Annotated in this window: 13 protein-coding genes; 11 read left to right on the top strand and 2 right to left on the bottom strand. The window is 69.6% G+C overall.

What is annotated here, in order from left to right:
• Positions 1-351: 351 nt before the first annotated feature.
• The 10 genes from eccD (at position 352) to ACOCEP_RS34310 (ending at position 10,329) form a co-directional block, all read left to right on the top strand.
• Positions 352-1,749: a type VII secretion integral membrane protein EccD gene (eccD, locus tag ACOCEP_RS34355; protein ID WP_482333543.1), complete on the top strand. Its 1,398-nt coding sequence runs from the start codon at positions 352-354 to the stop codon at positions 1,747-1,749.
• Entirely contained in the window at positions 1,749-3,155 is a 1,407-nt protein-coding gene (gene eccB / locus ACOCEP_RS34350; protein WP_482333541.1) for a type VII secretion protein EccB, read from the top strand. Before eccD ends, eccB begins: the two co-directional genes overlap by 1 nt.
• Positions 3,156-3,313: 158 nt before the next feature.
• Complete coding sequence (locus tag ACOCEP_RS34345) at positions 3,314-3,643, top strand: hypothetical protein (RefSeq protein WP_191252967.1); 330 nt, start codon at positions 3,314-3,316, stop codon at positions 3,641-3,643.
• A 43-nt stretch (positions 3,644-3,686) separates the two neighbouring features.
• Positions 3,687-3,965 (top strand): WXG100 family type VII secretion target, encoded by a 279-nt coding sequence (locus ACOCEP_RS34340; protein ID WP_125695329.1) that lies wholly within the window; start codon positions 3,687-3,689, stop codon positions 3,963-3,965.
• A gap of 88 nt (positions 3,966-4,053) precedes the next feature.
• Positions 4,054-4,485, top strand: a complete 432-nt coding sequence (locus tag ACOCEP_RS34335) for a hypothetical protein (protein ID WP_482333538.1) — start codon at positions 4,054-4,056, stop codon at positions 4,483-4,485.
• Between the two features lie 63 nt (positions 4,486-4,548).
• Entirely contained in the window at positions 4,549-6,903 is a 2,355-nt protein-coding gene (locus ACOCEP_RS34330) for a hypothetical protein (protein WP_482333536.1), read from the top strand.
• A gap of 3 nt (positions 6,904-6,906) precedes the next feature.
• The gene (locus tag ACOCEP_RS34325; protein ID WP_482333534.1) at positions 6,907-8,517 is read left to right on the top strand and encodes a WXG100 family type VII secretion target; all 1,611 of its coding nucleotides are present in this window, start codon (positions 6,907-6,909) and stop codon (positions 8,515-8,517) included.
• Between the two features lie 5 nt (positions 8,518-8,522).
• Positions 8,523-8,987, top strand: coding sequence for a YbaB/EbfC family nucleoid-associated protein (locus ACOCEP_RS34320; RefSeq protein ID WP_125695325.1), 465 nt, complete (start codon positions 8,523-8,525; stop codon positions 8,985-8,987).
• Between the two features lie 2 nt (positions 8,988-8,989).
• Positions 8,990-9,328 (top strand): WXG100 family type VII secretion target, encoded by a 339-nt coding sequence (locus ACOCEP_RS34315; protein ID WP_093935474.1) that lies wholly within the window; start codon positions 8,990-8,992, stop codon positions 9,326-9,328.
• A gap of 233 nt (positions 9,329-9,561) precedes the next feature.
• Positions 9,562-10,329: a type VII secretion system-associated protein gene (locus ACOCEP_RS34310; RefSeq protein ID WP_482333532.1), complete on the top strand. Its 768-nt coding sequence runs from the start codon at positions 9,562-9,564 to the stop codon at positions 10,327-10,329.
• Between the two features lie 266 nt (positions 10,330-10,595).
• Here the strand turns inward: ACOCEP_RS34310 and ACOCEP_RS34305 are convergent, their stop codons facing one another.
• A complete protein-coding gene (locus ACOCEP_RS34305; protein ID WP_482333530.1) occupies positions 10,596-12,689 on the bottom strand; it encodes an ATP-binding protein in 2,094 nt (697 codons plus the stop codon).
• Between the two features lie 792 nt (positions 12,690-13,481).
• On the opposite strand from ACOCEP_RS34305, the gene ACOCEP_RS34300 reads away from it, so the two are divergent.
• On the top strand, positions 13,482-14,819 hold the full coding sequence (locus ACOCEP_RS34300) for an amino acid permease (RefSeq protein WP_444541934.1): 1,338 nt from the start codon (positions 13,482-13,484) through the stop codon (positions 14,817-14,819).
• Between the two features lie 40 nt (positions 14,820-14,859).
• Here ACOCEP_RS34300 and ACOCEP_RS34295 read toward each other — a convergent pair whose 3' ends face one another.
• A complete protein-coding gene (locus ACOCEP_RS34295; RefSeq protein ID WP_482333528.1) occupies positions 14,860-15,501 on the bottom strand; it encodes a sigma-70 family RNA polymerase sigma factor in 642 nt (213 codons plus the stop codon).
• Between the last annotated feature and the right edge of the window lie 97 nt (positions 15,502-15,598).

Below are 15,598 nucleotides of genomic sequence, written 5' to 3'. Positions count from 1 at the left end.
GCGCGCCGTCACCAAGCGTGTGCCGGCAGGCAGCAGCCGTGACGTGTCGCGAAAGCCACTTTCGCGACGTCTGGTGTCCTGAAAGTGGCTTTCGCGACACGTGTGACCGTCAGGGCCGGTCGCACTGGAGAACGCCCGGCCCTGACGGATAAGGGGCAGCCCTGCTAACCGGAAAGGCGGCATTCCGGCTCTGTGAGCCCGCCACCGCAGACGGTGACCCGGCCAGGCCCCATGCTGGTGAGTGAACTTCCCCTATTCGGCGGTGCCGTGCCCGGATTTCGGGGACCCCCACAGCTCAAGAAGTAGCTTCCGGACCAAGGTCTGGCTCTGGCAGGAAGGACCCGGCGCCTCATGGAGGAACAGACACAGCAACGCACCACCAGCTCGGTCCGGCTGCGGTTCGTCCTCGGTCAGCGGACGGCCGAGCTGGCGTTGCCGGCCGAGGTGCCGCTCGCTGATCTGCTGCCCGCGATCCTCCTGCAGTTCGGCGCGGAGACGATCGAAGAGGGAGCGGAGCACGAAGGCTGGGTCCTGCAACGGCTGGGGGAGGAGCCTCTCGACGAGGACCGCTCGCCGGGGCAGCTGAACCTGCTGGACGGCGAAAGCATCTATCTGGCGCCCCGCGCCGACCAACTCGCCGCGATCGACTACGACGACCTCGTCGACGGCGTCGGCGACCGGGTGCGGGAGCATCCCGGCAAGCTGACGCCCACCGGCGTGCGGCGGATGTTCGAAGCGGGCGCGCTGGTGCTGCTGCTGTCCGGCTTGTATCTCCTGCCCGGGGCGGGGGCGCCCGCGGTCCAGGCACAGTTCGTCGGTGGCTCCGCCATCCTCCTGCTTCTGGTGTCCGCGCTGGTCGCGCGCGGCTCCGGGAGCTCCCGCGCGGCGATCATCCTGGTGGGCGGTGGCGTCTGCTACGCAGTACTTTCGGCTTGGCTGATCGTCGGCGTTCTCGCGCCGACGGCGCCGCTGATGGTCCAGATCACGGCCGCCGGCGCGGGTGGGTTGATCGCCCTGACCGTCGGACTGGTGGCGGTCGCCGACGCGGCGCTCCTGTTCGCCGGCGGGATCATCTTCTGCCTCACCCTGGCGATCGCCGGGCTGTTCGGATCCATCGTCTCGGTCAGCGCCGCACAGGCCGCCGGAGTCGGCCTCGCCGTTTCGCTCGTCATGGGGGTGTTCGTCGGACCGACGGCGTTCCGCCTGTCGGGCTTGAGCCTGCCGATGCTGCCGACCGGCGCGGACGAGCTGAGCGAGGACATCGATCCCGTGCCGTTCGAGACGGTGGTGGATCGCGGCGCCGCGGTCGTCGGCTATTCGACCGCGCTGCACGCCGGCCTCGGCTTGGCGCAGGTGGTGCTGATGCTGCTGCTCGTGGCCGAGGCCGACACCTGGTCGATGGTGCTCGCCCTGGTCGCGGCCGTCCTGCTCGCCCTGCGTTCGCGCCACCCCAGCGGGACGATCGCGCGGTGGTCGATGCTGGTCCCGGCGGCGGTGGCCGTCGGTACCGATGTCACGCACGTCGCCGCCGGGCTCTCGCCGACCGGGCGCCTGCTGCTCGTGGTCCCGCTCGTCCTGCTCGGAACCGGCCTCCTCCTGGTGGCCGCCGAGCGGCTGCCGGGCCTGCGGCTACGTCCTTACTGGGGCAGGGCCGCGGAGATCTTCGAAACGATCACCGCGATCGCGATCCTCCCGATCCTGTTGCAGGTGCTGCACGTCTACGCCGCCGTACGGACCATGGTGAGCTGATGAAGTCACGCAAGGACCAGGTTCAGGCGTACTTCTTCGTCGTCGGCAGGCTGACCGCGGCGGTCGCCCACGGCGACGCCGATGCCATCCAGGCGCCGGGACGGCGCATGATCACCGGCACCATCTTCGGGATCATGATCGCGGTGCTGCTGGCGGCGATCTTCGGCATCTACGGGCTTTTCGTGCCGAGCACCGACAACTCGTGGCGGCAGGCCGGGACCATCGTGCTCGATGAGGACAGCGGTGCCCGTTACCTCTACCTGGACGGCCAGTTGCGCCCGGTGCTCAACTATTCGTCCGCGCGGCTGCTGGCGCCGAAAGCCGAAGGGAAGATGGTCGCCGTTTCCCCCGCTTCGCTGAAGGGGACCCCGGTCGGCCAGCCGGTCGGCATCTCGGGCGCTCCCGACGCCCTGCCCACCTCGGGGGAACTCGACACCGGTGCCTGGACGGTCTGCGTGAGCTCCGAAAGCGACGGTGACGGCCCCGGCGTCGTCACCGTCCTCATCGGACGGCCCCCCGAGGGCGGGCTCACCGACCGGCAAGGATTCCTGGTCACCGGGCCGAACGGAGCGGTCTATCTCGTCTGGAACGGCTCCCGGCTGCGGATCACCGACCCCGCGGTGCTGGTCTCCCTCGGGTACGGCAACGCCGAACCCGCGCCGGTGTCCGCCGCCTGGCTGAACCCGATCCCGCAGGGGCCGGATCTCTCCGTACCGGCGGTACCCGGCCTCGGCGGGCGGGGCCCGGTCATCGCGGGCAGGCAGAGCCTCATCGGCCAGGTCTACGAAGTGCGCAACACCGCGCTCGGGACCGAGCAGCTCTATGTCGTCCGTGACGACGGCGCCGCCGCGGTGAACCGTACGGTGGCCGCGCTGCTGCTGGCCGCGCCCTCGACGGCGAAGAGCTACCCCGACGGACCCGTCGAACCGATCCGGATCGGGGTCGGAGAGATGTCCGGGGTACCGGCATCGGGAACGGTACTGGGCGCGGGCCTGCCGGAAGCACCGCCCGAACTGGTCGGTGACTCACCGGAGACCCAGCGCTGCATGCGTTACGGCACCGGAAGCGCCGATCCGCCGACGGCGGAATCGCTGCCCTCGGCGAGCGTCCGCGCCGCGTCGGCGCCCTCCGCCACGCACGAGGTGGGCGCGGCCGCCGGCCGGGTCGGTGTCCCGGCGGGCCGGGGAGTGCTGGTCACCCCCAAGGCGGTGCCCGGCGCGGCACCTGGTCCGCCTTCACTGGTGACACCGCTGGGAATGCGCTATCCGCTGGCAGGCCAAGACGAAATCGCGGCGCTGGGCTATCAGAACGTGACGCCCGTGGCGGTTCCGCAGGAGCTTTTGGACCTTTTCCCGGCCGGACCGCTGCTGAGTACCTCGGCCGCGTCGGCGACCGCGGCCTCCTGACGGGGCCGCTCGTAAGGGGACCTCCTCCGACTGGCCAAGGTTGAGCGAATTCTCCCGACAACGCGGAATCCCCGACCTAATCTTCGAATATGGCCGACGCCGGGGATCGCGATCGGCGGCCGGACCAAGACAAGACCTGACCGCAGGAGGAATCTCAAATGCCGAAAACGACACAGCTCGACCCGGCGGAAATCGACGCGCAGGCCACCCGCCACGAGGCCACTTCCGACAACATCATCCAGCAGCTCAACCAGCTGAAGTCGCAGGTGGACGCGACGCTGGCCGGAAGCAACAGCGCGGCCACCAAGGCCCTGTCCACGACCTGCGACAACTGGATCGAGGGGCTGAAGCGCACCATCCTGGCCAACCTCACCGAAATGGCGGGCTACATCCGCAAGGAGTCGCAGGGACAGGACGCGCAGGACCAGGCCGCCGGCCAGGAGATCGCGCGGCTCCCGATGGAGACCAGCAGCTTCCTCGGCGCCTGACCCGTACTCGACCGACTCTCCATTTCTCTGAAAGGGCAATAAATTGATTACCTACGACTACGAAGTCATCGACCAGTGCCTGACGATGATGAAGAACAAGGCCACCGAGATCGAGGGTCAGACGACCGATCTCGAAAACGACGTCAAGCGCATCATGGTGGGCTGGCAGGGAACCACGGCCGACGCGTACGACGCCAAGTGCCAGGGGCTGAGGGGAAACCTCATCACCAGCCGAGAGCAGCTGGATTCCCTTCGCGTCGCGCTGCAGGCGGGTGCGGAGGGAATGCGGGACCAGGACGCGCGAGGCGCGCGCGGTCTCTGATGCCGGCGCGGCCGTTCCGGTGGTGCGTCCTCCAGCGGACGCACCACCGGAAGGCCCGATCTCATCCTCTCCCTGAAAGGAGCTGATCATGAGCACCAACTTCGACACCGAAGCGATCAAGGCCTCGGCCGAGAAGATCGGCAAGATCATGGACGACATGAGCGCTTTCCAGGCGCTCAAGGCGCAGTGGCCGAACGCCGGCAAGTTCGAGACCGCGGTCTGGCTGGAACACATCATCGACGACCGCCGCAACGGCATCGTCGCCCACGGCGAGCACCTTCAGACCGTTCTCCACGACCTCCGGGCGACCTTGATCTCCATCGCCGACGGTTTCAAGAACACCGACGACGACAACGCCAAGTCGATCCTGCGGAGCATCCAGGGCCTCGAGGCGAAGATCTCCGGCGAGATCGCCCAGTTCGACCAGCAGACCGAAGCCGCACAGCAGAACACCGCCGGACAGGCCACACCCGACGACGGGGACGGCTACAACGATCCGGCGCAAAGCCAATCCGTGTGACCCTCGCCGCAGCACGCCTCGCTTCCGACCGGTCAGCTGCCACCGCCTGAAGGAATTCCAGCCATGTCCGATGCACCCGCCGCACCCGCGTCTGCGCTCGACGGAGCGAAATTCACTCAGTCGGCTCCCGCTTTCGACCCGAAGCAGTACGGCAACCTCACCGAGATCACCAAGGCCGTTCACGATCTCACGCACAACGCCGACGACGCGCACGCCGACCTGTCCCACTCGTCGGCGGCCGAGCAGTTCTACGAGCTGGAAACCTCGGTGAACACGGCGGTGCAGCGCATCGGTGAGATCAACGAGGCGATGGCCACCGAACTGAAGGCCTTGCGGGACAGCCTCGTCGGTGAGGCGGGCGACGCGCTCCAGTCGTACGGCACGGCGATCCTCAAGCAGAGCGAAGACCTCTACAGCGCCCTCAACGGTGGCCAGTACGGAGCGGCGATCGGGAACGTCGGGCACGCCATCCAGGCCTTCGCGGCGGGCTGGTGGCAGATCCAGTCCCAAATGGACAAGGAACAGAACTCCGCCAAGGAGATCCTGGAGAACGAGGCTTCGCGGTACATCCAGGAAGCCACCACGCAGCAGCAGGTCGACAGCGTGCAGCCGTGGCTGAAAAAAGAGCTGGACAGCATGTACGACCAAGCCGCCGAAGAACGCCTGAAGCGGCTTCAGGAAGCGGTCGGCGCGCTGGCGAACCAGTACAACAACCGCGGGAACGATCTCGCCCCGATCCAGATCGTCAACGGCCTCGCCGACCCCGGCTCGGCGACCGATGTCGCCCGGCAACAACAAGAGGCGTTGTCCGCTGCCAAGGGCACGGATCAGCTGGCGGCAGGGGGAGAGGTCGACCGCACCCAAGACCCGTTGTCGGAGCTGAAACCGGCCACCGAAGGTGCCGTCGCGACGGATCCCGCCCAAGCGGAAGAGGCCCAGGCGGCGGCCGAGCAGGCCGCGGGCGGGGCAGGGACCGGCGGAGCGGGTTCGGCGACGGATCCCGCGCTGGAACAGGCCAAGCAGCAGGCGGCGGATGCCGCCGGCGCGCTCACCGACGCGGCTGTGCCCGCGACAGAAGGCGCGACAGAAGGCGCGGCGGCCGGTGAGGGAGCGGCTGCACCCAGCGAGGCGAGCACCGCTCAGCCCGCGACCGATCCCGCGGCCGATCAGGCACTCCAGGACGCGAAGCAGGCCGCCAACGACGCCATCAACGGCCTCACTTCCCCGCCGGGCGGGGACACCGCGGGCGCCGGAACCGACGGCAGCGCCGGAACTGGTGGCGGTGCCACCCCGGGCTCCGAAGGCAGCGGAGCCGTGCCGGCAGGAGGCGTCGGAGTGCCTTCGGCGCAACAGCAGGCCCAATCGGCCGCCGACGCCAAGCGGAAGCAGGCGCTGGACGACGCGAAGAAGGCCGCGAACGACGCCATCGAAGGCCTCACCGGGCAACCCGCAACGGAATCCAGCGGACCCGCGGGTGGCGGTGCCGGATCCGGTGGTGACCCGGCCAGTGCGGCGAAGGACGCGGCCGGACAGGCGATCGACGATCTCGCGAGCAGCTCGCCTGAGCAGCAGCAGGCTCTCGACCAGGCCAAACAGGCCGCACAGCAGGCCATCGACGACCTCACCGGCCAGGGGGTCACCGATCCCGCGGCGCTGGGCCAGGGCGCGAGCGACGCCATCGACAAGATGGCGCAGCAGACGCAGGACCCTGCGACGCAGGAAGCCCTCGCCAACGCCAAGCAGGCCGCGCTGGACGCCATCAACGGTGACTCCGCCGCGGACACCCCGCGTCAAGAAGCCTTGGACAGCGCCAAGAACGCGGTGCACCAGGCGATCGACGGGCTCGAACAGCCCGACTCCACGCCCGAGGAGAAGCAGGCGTTCGCCGACGCGAAGGCCGCCGTGGACAAGGCGATCGACGGTCTCTCCGGCTCCGATCCGCTGGCGGACTTCCTCGGTGGCGACCAGGCGGCGGCCCAGGCGGCCTCGGCGCCGGCTCCGCTGGGCAGTGGTATCGACGCAGGAGCCCTCGACGTCGGCGGTTCGGGCGGCTCGGGTGGCGGCGTCGCTGGTTCCGGCGGCAGCGCCGGGGGTTCCGCCGCGCTTCCCGCGGCGGCGGGCTCCGCCGCACTGGGCCAGTTCGACACGCAACCCGCGCGGGCGGCGGCACTGCCCGCCTCGGCGGCTGTTCCGACGGTCTCGGGAATGCCCGCCCTCGACCCCAACCTCGCCCAGGGCGGTATGCCGATGGGTGGCATGCCCATGGGCGGTGCGCCGATGGGCGGCGGGATGGGCGCCGGGGCCAACGGCGAGCAGAAGGAGCGCGAGCCGCAGATCTGGCTGCAGGCCGAAGAGGGCTCGTGGGGCGATGGCGACAAGGACGGCCCGCGACACCGTCCGGTGCTGGGCAGGGACTGAGCCATGACCCAGCCCGCGCCCCCCGTCGACGACCCCGCCCTGGCCGGTCTCAACTTCGAGCAGCTCGCCCAGCTCGTCGAAGGACAGAATCCGGACGCGCTGTACCAGCAGGCGGCCGCCTTCGACAGTGCGCTCATGCGGTATCACGACATCTTCGCGGAGATCGTGCGAGAGAGCAGGCAGGTGAGCGAGCTGTGGGACGGCCAGATCGCCGAAGCCTTCGACTCCTTCGCCGCCGAGCTGACCGGTGGCGTCGACAAGATGGTCCAGACCATGGAGAGTCCCGGTCACGGTGTGCTGTTACGTCGTGCCGGTGACGCGCTCACCGTCGCGCAGCAGCGTTTCCGGGAGCTGCGGGCTCAACCCGGGCACGAGGCGGACAACCGGCCCGCCCTGCAGATCGTCCACGACCTTTCGGCCGCGTACCAGGAGGCCGGCGGGGCCATGCCGCTACCGCCGGAGTTCGTACGACGCCTGCCCGGTGCCACGGCGGACGCGCAGGGCGTCCGAGGCGGCGGCGCCGCGGCGGGTGGCGCGTCGCCCGTTCTCGCGACGGCCGACCCCGCCGCGAGCGCGGACGCCGCCGTGCACGGACAAGGCGACTGGGCGGCCGCTGGAGCCGGCCATGCTCTCGGCGTCGCCGGAGCGATGATGGGCTCGGCGGTCCCTGGAGGCGGCAGCAGTACCACGATGGGCGCCGTCGGGGGAGGAGTCGGCGGGTACACCGGCCATGGACCTCCGGTGCTGGGCCGGTCCGCGCCGATGGCGGCCCAAGCCGCACATCAGCCCGTCGCCAGGGCCGACACCGCCCGGGGACCGATGGGTGGCGGTCTGGTCGGCGCGCTGGGCCGTGGCCGCCCGGACAAGAAACGCGAGCGGGACCGGCAGACGTTCGCCGTGCAGCAGGAAGACGCGACGGCGGCACCGGGAACGGTGGAGGACGCCCGGCAGCGGGCGGCGGGTGTCAGCACGACCTCGTCGGTTCCCGACGGTGTCGGCGCGAAGTCATCGGCGCCGTCGGAATCCGGAATCGTGATTCCGGCGGTGGCCACCGCCGCCTCGCCCGCACCGGCGAGCGCGCCCGCTGTCGCGACCGCGTCGGCCGGCGGAACGGCTTCGGCGGGCACACCGGCCCCTGGACCGTCCCAGCCGTCGGCGGTCGCACCCGCTTCGGGGTCGTCCGGTAGCGGCGGGGCCACCGCGCCCCTGTCGCTTCCCTCCGGGAGTTCCACGATCTCGCCGGTCCCGGCCGCCCCCGCGGGCGGCGGAACTCCCGCCGTGCCCCCGGTCAGCAGGCTCGACGCGACCCTGCCGGTGACACCTGTGCCCCCGCCCGCCGGTGCACCCGCCCCGGCCGCCACCGGACACGGCGCGCCGATGATGCCGATGGGGATGATGGGCCGCGGGATGGGCGCCGAATCCGGGGCCGAGGGCCGGGATCCGGACATCCCGGTCGGTGCCGCGCCCGAGGTCTGGGACTCCGGTGCCGGAGCGGCGGTGCTGGGACGCCGTCCCAAGGAAGAGATCCCACCCGCCCTGGACGACGGTGCGGGCACGAACGAATTCACGCCGGGCTGGCTTTCCTCCGGCCGCATCGATGGACGAAAGAGCTGAGCGACATGAGCGATTGGGCTTCACTGGGCGATTCGGAACGCGCGCTGGAAAAAGCGATGGCCGATCTGAACGCCGAACGCGAAAAACTCACCGAGCTGAGCCGCGTGTGGAAAGAAGAGCGTACGACCATCAAGGCGAAGGACCAGTCGCTGTCGATGACCTTCGACGGCCGAGGCGACCTGGTGGAACTCGTCTTCAACGAATCGAAGTACCGCGCGATGCCGCCGGCCCAGCTGGCCAGCGTCATTCTCGAAACCTTGCGCAACGGGCGCGCGAAAAGCCTGGAACGCATGAACGAGATCATGGGTGTCGGCGGTTCGCAGGACGGTATCGACCTCGCCGCGTTCGCCACGGGCGAGCTCGATGCGGAGAAGATCATGGAATCCCTGATGGGACCGATGTACGAGAAAATGGACGAATTCGGTGTCGAAATGCCCGGGCGGCGGGAAACGCCGCGGCGTGAGGAGTGACGATGGCTGACCAATTCCGGCTCGACCCGGAGGCACTGGAGCGGGTGAACGGCGACCTCGCCGCGGCCACCGCGCGATTCAAGGAGGCCCTGCGCGAGCTGGGCGGCAAACTCGCCGAGCACTACGGCTGCTGGGGCGAGGACGAGGCGGGCAAGGCGTTCGCGAAGAACTACGTCCAAACCGCGCAGGAGACCAATTCGGGTGCCCATCAGACCGCCGACGGTGTGGAGAGCACCTGCGGGAGCCTGCGCGACGCGTCGAAGCAGTTCGTGGGCCTCGACGAGGAGAACGCCCGCGCGCTCGACAAGAGCATGGGCGAGCAGTTCTCCCAGAACAAATAGCGCGTCGAAGCGAGTACGGGCCGCTCCGCCGATCCGTTGGCGGAGCGGCCCTTCCAGGTCTCGGTGCGCGGAGGCCGGGCGGTCCGAGGGGGAGCGCCCGGCCCCCGGGCACCGAGACCGTTCACGGGGGAAAGTCCCCATTCGGGCTAGTGCGTGCCCTGCGGTCGGGTGGCGGTTGGCGGCACATGGTCCTCTGAGAGTGAATCGGTCTCGGTATCTCGGGAAAGGAAGTGGTGAGGGTGGTCGTGGGCGAGGAGACGATGACCGTGGAGCCCGAGTCGGAGCAGTGGCTGCTGTTGCTGGATCCGGCGTGGAGCCCGTCGGAGGAGGGGCAGGAGCCGCCGGTCGAGGCTGTGGTGGGCATGTGGCCGGTACTGGAGGAGAACCGGGTCGGGAAGTTCCGCGGCAATCCGGAATACCGGCCGACGGACGAGAACTCGCCCGCCGACCCTTTGGACGCGGTGTTGCGGTTGATGATCGAAGGATCTGCGGAGACCGAGCAGCTGCAGGCGATGTTGTGCGGGACGCTGATGGACGTGGCGATGAACGGCGACGGCCGTCCGCTGGTGATGAAGTCGCCGGACGACGTCCGGTGCGTGGTGGTGGCGACGGCGGGCTCGTACCGGGACCTGGTCGTGTCGCCGAGCTGGTTGCGGACGGATCTGGCGGGGCTCATCGAGCTGCTGGAGGACCAGTACGACGTGCTGTTCAACTCGGGCGGGCCGGCCTCGGTGCGGCTGACCGGGGATTTCCTGCGGATGACCGGTGAGCTGTCGGAGGAGGAGCTGGAGGAGATCCAGCAGGCCTTCCGGGACCGGGCCCAGGTGCAGGTGGTGTCGAGCGATGCCGAGACCCCGGCCGAGACCGAACCGGCGGCGGAGTCCGAGACCGAGGACGTTCCGGTGACCGTGACTTCGGCGGGCCCGGAGACCCCGAAGGCCGAAGCCGAACCGGTGGCGGAGCCCGGGACCGCGGCCGAAACCGGTGGCCGAGGGGCGTAGGGAGTGGCGTGGGCCGGGCCGGAACGGACGGCACTCGTGATCAGACGGACGACACCTGTCCCGTCCGTCTGATCACGCGTGTCGTCCGTTCCGTCACGCGAGACCGCCACCCACGGACACGGCCGACCGGATCACAAAGCCCACCTATTAAGGCAAACGTGTCGGCGCCGGAGTGCGCTGGGTCGGGGTGGTCGTGAGTGGCGATTCGGGTTAGAACCCGAATCGCCACTCACGACCACCCCGACCCAGCCTGCCCCGCGGAAGCTTCAGCTTTGACAGGCGCGCAGACCGGCGGTGAATTCGCCGTTCGGATCCGCCGGGTGCCCGCCACGCAGCGCGGTGCGGGTGGCGCGGAGGGCCAGAGGCACCATGGAGTCCGTCTGGAGCGAGGCCGCGTCCGGAATCCCGAATCCGAGAAGCCGCGAAGGCGCCGTAAGGCCGGGAGGTGCGGTGGGGCACGGCTTGCGCCGCCTGCTCGCCGCCGACGGCCGCCCGGCGCGCGACCGGGGCTGATCGGCCGCCGTCTTTCCCGTGAGCCGCCGGACGGGGATCTCGGTCCCGAGCGCGTCGAGAACGGTCGCGCGCACCGACGGCCGTGAGAACGCGAGCTTGGTGCCCGCTTCGACGAGCAGACCGGCTTCCATCGCCTCGGCGAGCGCCGGGACGACGTGTGACGCGGCCTTTCCCATCGTCGCGGCCACCGAGCCGAAGTCGAATTCCTGGCCGGCGATCGCGGCCTGGCGCAGCAGCTCCCGCGTCTCGACGGCGAGCCCCTGGACCAGGCGGACGACCGCCGTGGAATCGGGTTCGGCCGGTTCGGGGAGCGTCGTCCCCGGTGCCACCTCGGCGACCCCGTCGACGACGGTCAGCGCCGGACCCGCCAGCAGGGCTTCGGCCAGTTCACGAAGCCTGCGCGGGTTGCCCGCCGCTCCGGCGGCGAGCCGTCGCAGTGAGGCGCCCGCCGGTGCGCCGACGAGCTCGCCGACGAGGTCGTTCACCTCGGTTTCCGGCAGTGCCGACACCCGGATCACGTCGTCGATACGGTGCGCCACCGTCTCCCTCAGCCGGGCGACCGCGTCCCGCTGTGGGGCGGGCCGGGTGACCGCGAAGGTCAGCAGGGGCAGCCGACGGCTGGCGGCGGCCAGCCGGTGCCACAGTCGCAACGTGGCCTCGTCGGCCTGGTGGAAGTCGTCGAGGACCACCACAAGCCGCGCTTCGGTGCATAGCTCGTCGACGCGGTCCAGGAGACGCTCCACCGCGGCTTCCGGTGGCAGGTCCTCCGTAGTGGTCCCCAGCGCGCGTGCGACGGCCTGGAGAGGTCGCGGGGCGCCGGCTTCACCCAAACTCGCCCAGACGAGGTGACAGGGAAGCCCGCCCAGTTCGTCCAGGCCGGTGGACAGCAGTTCCGTCTTGCCGATCCCGGCGTCGCCTTCCAGCCAGGCGGCCGCCCCGTGGCCGTCCCGCAGAACGCCGACCAGACGGTGCAGAAAGGCGAGCTCGGCACGACGTCCGTGCAGGCGGGTCGTCCGCGCGGAGGGCTCCGGCCACACGCGTACCAGGGACGAGGCCTGTCGTTCCTGCTCGCGGGCCAGATGGACGGGTTCACCGTCGAGGATGTGGTGGTAAGCCCACATCAACTCGTCCCCGGGGTGCACGCCGAGCTCCGTACGGAGGGTGTGGCGTGCCTGGTGGAAGGTCTCCAGGGCTTCGCTGGTGCGGCCACCGCGGTGCAGGGCGATCATCAGCGAGCGCCACAACGGCTCGCGAAGCGGATGTGCCCGCACGGCGGCGGTCAGCTCGGGGACGAGGTCCGCGTAGGAGCTCGTCTCCACGGCGGCGGCAGCGCGTTCTTCGACGACGGTCAGCCGCCGATCGGCCAGCCGCTCGCGGTGCGCCTCGGCGAAGGGGCCGGGCAGGCCGGCGAGCGCCTCACCCCGCCACAGGGCGAGTGCTTCGTCGAACTTCGCGACCGCGGCCACCGGATCCCCGCCACGTGCCGCCGTCCGGCCCGCTTCGAGCGCCTTCTCGAACTCGTCGGCGTCGAGCGATCCCGACACCAGCCGGTACCCCTGAGGGCCGGACAGCAGCGGTCCGTCGGTGGACCAGCGGGCGCGCCCCGGGTCGAGCACCCGGCGGAGTCCCGAAACGTAGGTGTGCACGCTCCCGGCCGCGCTGGCGGGCGCGTTCTCGCCCCAGATGCCGTAGATCAGCTCCGACCGGCTGATGGGCCGGACGGTGGCCTGAAGTGCCAGAACGGCGAACACGGCCTGTTGCCGCGCCGGTCCGAGATCCAGCTCGTGGTCGCCTCGACGGACCCGCAGAGGGCCGAGGAGGTCTACGCGCAGGGAGTGCTCGGTCATGGCTGGATCCGGGTCTCGAGGGTGATGACGGCGGGGCGGAGGAGGTCCATATCGAGCTGCATGGCGGCCTCCTCCTGGGTCGATCGGTCTCCGTTCGCGGGCTACCGGGCCCGGGCCGGGAGAACATCCGATGGGACTTTTTACCTCGTGAGGGGCTTGCCGAGGGGGTACGAGAAGCCTCGGGGGCCGAACTGTGTGGTCGAACCACAGGGTTTGAGCCGCAGGGGTGTCCTGAGCAGGCGCGCGACTGTGTGACTCAGGCCTGGCCGCACCGGCCCTGGCCTGCGGTTTTGCCCGTCCGGAGCGGTGATTCGCGCCGGACTTGCGCGGTCACCCGTTCCGGCTGTGGGGTGACCCGGCGCGGCTGTCGTGCCTTAGCACGCGACGAGTTCCCGCGAAAGCGTTGCGATGAAATGTTCCGGAGAACTCTATGAACACAATTCCGCGGAAGCGCTGCACGTGCATTCGCATCGTCGTCGCCAGATATTGGTGGGGGTTTCCCCTACCGCATTCCTCTGACCGTTTCGAGTGAATGCGGCCGTTCAGTAGAGTCGCCCGGTCCGACTCCGGACGACGGCGATATGGCGCGGCTGTCGTCGAGCGTGCGTGCTTGTTTTTCCTTGCTGGTGCGTATGTGCCCGCCGTGGAGAAATGGTTCTTCGGCCCCTGCCGCGTGGAACCTCAAGAAAATGTCCGTCCTGTTTTGATGATGATTGGATTTTGATGGATCCGGCTGTGCGGGAAAAGAGCAAGGAAGAGTATTCGAAATCCCTCGGCAATCGCCATGTCCAGATGATCGCGATCGGGGGTGCGATCGGCGTCGGGCTGTTCCTCGGCGCGGGCGGGCGGCTGGCCCAGGCCGGGCCGGCGCTGATCCTGTCCTACGCCGTGTGCGGTATCGCGGCCTACTTCGTGATGCGTGCCCTCGGCGAGCTGGTGCTGCACAACCCGTCCTCCGGGAGCTTCGTCACCTATGCGCGGCGGTTCATCGGGCCATGGGCCGGTTTCGCCGCGGGCTGGATGTACTGGCTGAACTGGGCGATGACGGGTATCGCGGAGATCACGGCGGTGGCGATCTACGTCCACAAGTGGTTGCCGGACGTACCGCAGTGGGTCACCGCGCTGATCGCCCTCGGGGTGCTGCTCGGGGTCAACATGCTGTCGGTGCGGCTGTTCGGCGAGCTCGAATTCTGGTTCTCGGTCATCAAGGTGCTCGCCATCGTCGTCTTCCTCGCGGTCGGCGCGGGCCTGGTGCTCTCGGCCGCGCAGGTCGGTGACACCACGGCCGGTGTGCACAACCTGACCGGGCACGGCGGCTTCTTCCCGAGCGGGATCGGCATCACGTTGATGACCCTCCAGGCGGTCGTCTTCGCGTACGCGGCGATCGAGGTCGTCGGCATCACGGCCGGGGAGACCAAGAACCCGGAGAAGGTGCTGCCGAAGGCGATCAACGGTGTGGTCTGGCGGATCGCGATCTTCTACGTCGGTTCGGTGGTCCTGCTCGCCATGCTGCTGCCGTGGTCGGCCTACCGGGGCGGCGAAAGCCCGTTCGTGACCGTGTTCACCCTGCTCGGTATCCCGGGGATCGGCGACGTGATGAACGCGGTGGTGCTGACCGCGGCGTTGTCGAGCTGCAACTCGGGGCTCTATTCGACCGGGCGCATCCTGCGGGCGCTGGCGGAAAAGGGTGAAGCGCCGGCCTTCGTCGGGCGGATGAACAAGCGCCAGGTGCCGTTCGGCGGCATCCTGTTCACCGCCGGGGCCTACCTGCTCGGCGTGGGCCTCAACTACCTGGTGCCCACCGAGGCGTTCGACATCGCCGTCGCCGTCTCGTCGATCGGTGTCGTGAGTACCTGGGCCACCCTGCTCATCTGCCAGATGCGGTTGCGCAAGGCCGTGCTCGCGGGGGAGATCGAACAACCGTCGTATCGCATGCCCGGCGCACCGTATACGGGCTGGCTGACACTCGGCTTCCTGGGACTCGTACTGGTGTTGATGGGCTTCTCGACCGGTCCGGAGAAGATCGCCTTCTATTCCATCCCGGTGGTCGTGGTGGTGCTCGCCGTGGGCTGGCGGCTGGTGTCGCGCAACCGCGTGGTCGCCGGACGGGCGCCGACGCGATCCCGATGAAGTGGGCCGGGGTGCCGGAGTTCCCGTCGGCACCCCGGTTTCATCGTGGCGCTCGCACCAGCGGGTCGGAGGGCGGGATCAGGCGTCGAAGCCGGCGCAGGGCGCGGTGGACGGCGACCCGGACCGAGCCCGGTGTGGAATCCAGCCGCTCCGCTGCTTCGATGGCGGAAAGCCCTTCGAAGACCCTGAGCCACACGGCGCTGCGCTGATTGTCGGAAAGGTAGCGGAGCAGGCCGTGCAGCCGGGCAAGGAACTCCTCGGTGAGGAGATGGTCCTCCGGAGACGGTCCGGGCTGCGGCCGCTCGGGCGGCGTGGCGACCGGTTTCGCCCGGTCGCGCTGGTGCCGCCGCCGGGCGTCGACGACCTTGTATTCGGCGATGCGGTAGACGTAGCCCAGGAACGACGTGCCCTGATCGTGGAACCGGGGCAACGCGGTGAGCAGGGCCATCGCCGTCTCCTGGGCCACGTCGTCGGCGGTGCACATCCGATAGGTGTCCGGGCCGAGCCGGATCCGGCAGTACGCCACGATCTTCGGGTACACGAGGCGCAGCAGTTCGTTCACGGCCCGCCCCGTCCGGGCCCCCCGTTCCGGCCGTGACAAGTCCAGCCGGGCCTCCCGCGCCAGGCGGAGTAATTCGGCGTTCGTGCCGTTCGCGGGCGCGTCGATACAGGACATGGTCATCGGATGCTCCGTCCGGCCGGGCCCGGTATGGGCACCGCGAACGGACGTTCGCGCGCGTTCCGGTTCTCTCGTTCCGCCATGATGCGAAGCCGCACAA

The sequence above is a fragment of the Amycolatopsis sp. CA-211722 genome, from assembly GCF_056828465.1.
Note: the sequence above shows the minus strand (reverse complement) of the source record. Positions and strands in the feature narration are given on the sequence as shown.